Source organism: Okeania sp. SIO3B5 (genome assembly GCF_010692555.1).
GTDB lineage: Bacteria > Cyanobacteriota > Cyanobacteriia > Cyanobacteriales > Microcoleaceae > Okeania.
Genome location: NZ_JAAHHG010000788.1, coordinates 1 through 3,036, shown reverse-complemented (window position 1 = coordinate 3,036; position 3,036 = coordinate 1). Strand labels below are relative to the sequence as shown.

3 protein-coding genes and 1 pseudogene are annotated in these 3,036 nt (G+C 43.1%); all 4 read right to left on the bottom strand.

Annotation, left to right across the window (positions count from 1 at the left end; genetic code table 11):
* Positions 1–540: 540 nt before the first annotated feature.
* Positions 541–1,137: a Uma2 family endonuclease gene (locus F6K54_RS42480; protein WP_293090499.1), complete on the bottom strand. Its 597-nt coding sequence runs from the start codon at positions 1,135–1,137 to the stop codon at positions 541–543.
* A 61-nt stretch (positions 1,138–1,198) separates the two neighbouring features.
* Positions 1,199–1,430: pseudogene (locus F6K54_RS42475) on the bottom strand (DUF433 domain-containing protein).
* A 340-nt stretch (positions 1,431–1,770) separates the two neighbouring features.
* Complete coding sequence (locus tag F6K54_RS42470; protein ID WP_293090498.1) at positions 1,771–2,493, bottom strand: hypothetical protein; 723 nt, start codon at positions 2,491–2,493, stop codon at positions 1,771–1,773.
* Positions 2,494–2,727: 234 nt separating this feature from the next.
* Positions 2,728–3,036: hypothetical protein (locus F6K54_RS42465; protein WP_293090497.1), on the bottom strand; the 309-nt coding region annotated here is incomplete at its 5' end.

Here is a 3,036-nt window from a genome sequence, read left to right as displayed (position 1 = left end):
CCGAATTTGGGGGTGTGCGAAGTGCAAATACTGGACAATCTGCTTATTGAGTAGCTTGCCTGTAAACTGCTTGTGTAAATAAGACGATTTCCAACCAGAATTTCTGACTTGTTTGACTTATTTTTTTGTTCTAATTTGATTAGACGTTGAGACAGCATATCCAGGGCAACTCCCTCGAGCAGCATATTATCTAGCACTTGTGGTCCTACACCGAATTTGGGGGTGTGCGAAGTGCAAATACTGGACAATCTGCTTATTGAGTAGCTTGCCTGTAAACTGCTTGTGTAAATAAGACGATTTCCAACCAGAATTTCTGACTTGTTTGACTTATTTTTTTTTTGACTTAAAATCCTTTTTCTAGGGGTAGTGGGCCAGCTAGGTTAAAACAGCTCAATCTAAACTCTAAGCGAATAATTCTTGATAAATTTGAAACATTTTGATGGAAGTATAGCAAGGGATCTCAAGACAATTATGTGTCCAAACGCTGTAGTGTCATCACAATACCTTCACCTCCCAATAAATTTATGCTGATAAGCAGTGCTACCTTTTTTCACCCCCTTCATCCTCCAACTCTAAAACAACATCTTCATAAATAGCATTTAGCGATAACGTGATTCCCAAACTCATCAACTCAATTGTATCACCTTCACTGTAAGGAATGAATCGCCACTCTCCAACAGCATCCCGCCGAAAAATCTCAACCGTTTTGGTTTCAGAACTCACTAAAACATATTCTTGTAGGGTTGAGAGACGACGGTATAGGGCGAACTTACCACCGCGGTCGTAAGCCTCCGTACTCGGAGAAAGCACCTCAATAATGACGCGGGGATAGCGGATGAATTGTCGGGCGGTACGATCGCGCTCATCGCAGCTAATACTAAGGTCTGGATAGGTAAACGGTCCCTCGTCAGTAATGCCCACCTTCGCATCAGAGTTACGCACCTTGCAGCGCCCCCGTAACGGTTCTCGTAACAGGCTTGCCAAATTTAGAGCAATATCTGCATGGGGCAACGATCCCCCTGCCATCGCAAACACTTCCCCATTAAAATATTCGTAGCGTAGTGGTTGCTGGACTTCCCATTCCAAATATTCCTGTGGTGTTAAGCGGGGGAGAATTCTGGCAGTATCTTGCTTCATGGCATATTACCCAAACAATATGTTTATATTTTAGGCGATAGATTTTCATCAAAAAGTAATTTCATAGGGATAACGGGGCAGTCATAAACCGACGATCTCCGTCAGCAATATAAGCAATGCAGGCTTTTAAATCTTCTCGCGTCAGGTCGGGAAAATCGCCCTTGAATTTCTGCTTCAGTCATCTCGGAGGCTAGGTACTCAAGCACTTCATAGACTGTAATACGCAAGCCACGGACGCAAGGCTTACCACCACGTTTTTCAGGCTCAATTGTAATGATGTCTCGGTAGTTCATAAATTGGTATAAGGAAAAATGTCTAGTTAGCATTATATCGAGAACTTTTGCTGTCCGCAGACAGAGAATACTTCTAGAGCTTATCTGCAATGCGATCGCCAAGCTGTTCGGTTAAGCACAGGGCTAGGCAGGGAAACATTCAAGGATGAGTAGAGTTAATCCTGTGGTATGTTCGCGCTTTGTTAACACACCTTACTACTGTGGCTAGATTATTCTGCAAGGGGTTTTGGTGCGTTACGCAGGAGCAGAGATTATCTATTTATTGATAGATTGCTCTCCTGCTAACGCACCCTACACGTTCGGCGATCTTACTAGATGTGCGTGTTAGACATGCAGCATATTAGGTTGGTTCGGGTGTTGCAGTATAGAAGTTTTTGTACTCGTATTCCGTTGCGGTTTGATATATGGTCGTAGCCACATCTTCGTTTATTGGGTTTAAGGTAATATAGTCTTGCAAAAAGTTACCCATTGCGTAAGCTCCATCAGGATAGTTATTGCTAGTTATCCAACTCGCATAGATATTGCCAGGTTTAGGTGGAGCCAATTGGCTAGCCAACCAAGCCCAGAGATATTCGCACGGTAACATTACGATCAGTGTAAAGATTGGATCTTTAACATTGCCTTCTTGTGCAGTCCCATTGGCAACAGATCGTTCAAAATTCGAGTAATCAAGTGCTGTTGGAGTTGGGGCAATAGATTCAGGGCCTGTCAAATTCCATGTGGTGCAGGCAGATTGGTTATATCTGTTGTAACTATCCTGTTTTTTCAGATAATAGTCTTGCAAGACTGTATTGGTTGTTCTCTTGGCTGCAATGCCATAATCAGATGCACCATGGAAGCAATAGTAGATATCGCTGACACTAAATGCACCATATTGGTTTGGGTCTAAATTCCCATTTTTTATGCCTTCTAAAAATCCGGTGGTCAGTGTTTTTTGCGCAATGGGCTCACCAACGGCGTACCACATCTTCCAGAAAAGAGAATCTGGAGGAGGTGGATTGCGATTCAGTTTATGTTTTGTGATCAAATGCTCATGATCGCCTAAGCTTCTATTGTTTTTCATTACCTTCGTTCCCCATCAAATGTTGAATTTAGACAACTTCCAGGTTTGTGTATTAGATCTTCAATAATAACGTTGATCCTTCCAGCGAAATTTCGCCAAACACTTGCGGTCTAAATACGGCATTATTGGCGATGTTATCCCGAAGTTGCAGGATAACACCTTGGTATAAATATTTTTATATAGTAACTAATCGCCCCTCACCCAATCCACAATCGTTACAAAAATATACAAACTTCAGGTTACTGGATTGGGAATCTCTCTGGCCGAACATTTAAGATAAACCCCTTGCCCCAGATGCTCCAGATTTGGATAACAACTCCGGTAATGCCCCTCGCTCACAAACAACCACATAATACGAGTACGTCGATTCTGTGGCGGTGGGGGGCAAGGAGCATAACCATCAGTGTAAACGATCAGACCATCATAATCCCAATGTTCCTCCAGATACGCCAAAACAGGGCTAAAATTCGTCCCCCCTCGCCCCGTTAACTGAACTTCCCTCTGGGCGCGACGGAACGTCATCACATCGGTTGTAATCTCAGA

Bases quoted from the DNA above. Each gene is read 5' to 3' on its own strand.
- F6K54_RS42480 (WP_293090499.1), bottom strand. From the start codon at position 1,137: ATGAAGCAAGATACTGCCAGAATTCTCCCCCGCTTAACACCACAGGAA.
- F6K54_RS42470 (WP_293090498.1), bottom strand. From the start codon at position 2,493: ATGAAAAACAATAGAAGCTTAGGCGATCATGAGCATTTGATCACAAAA.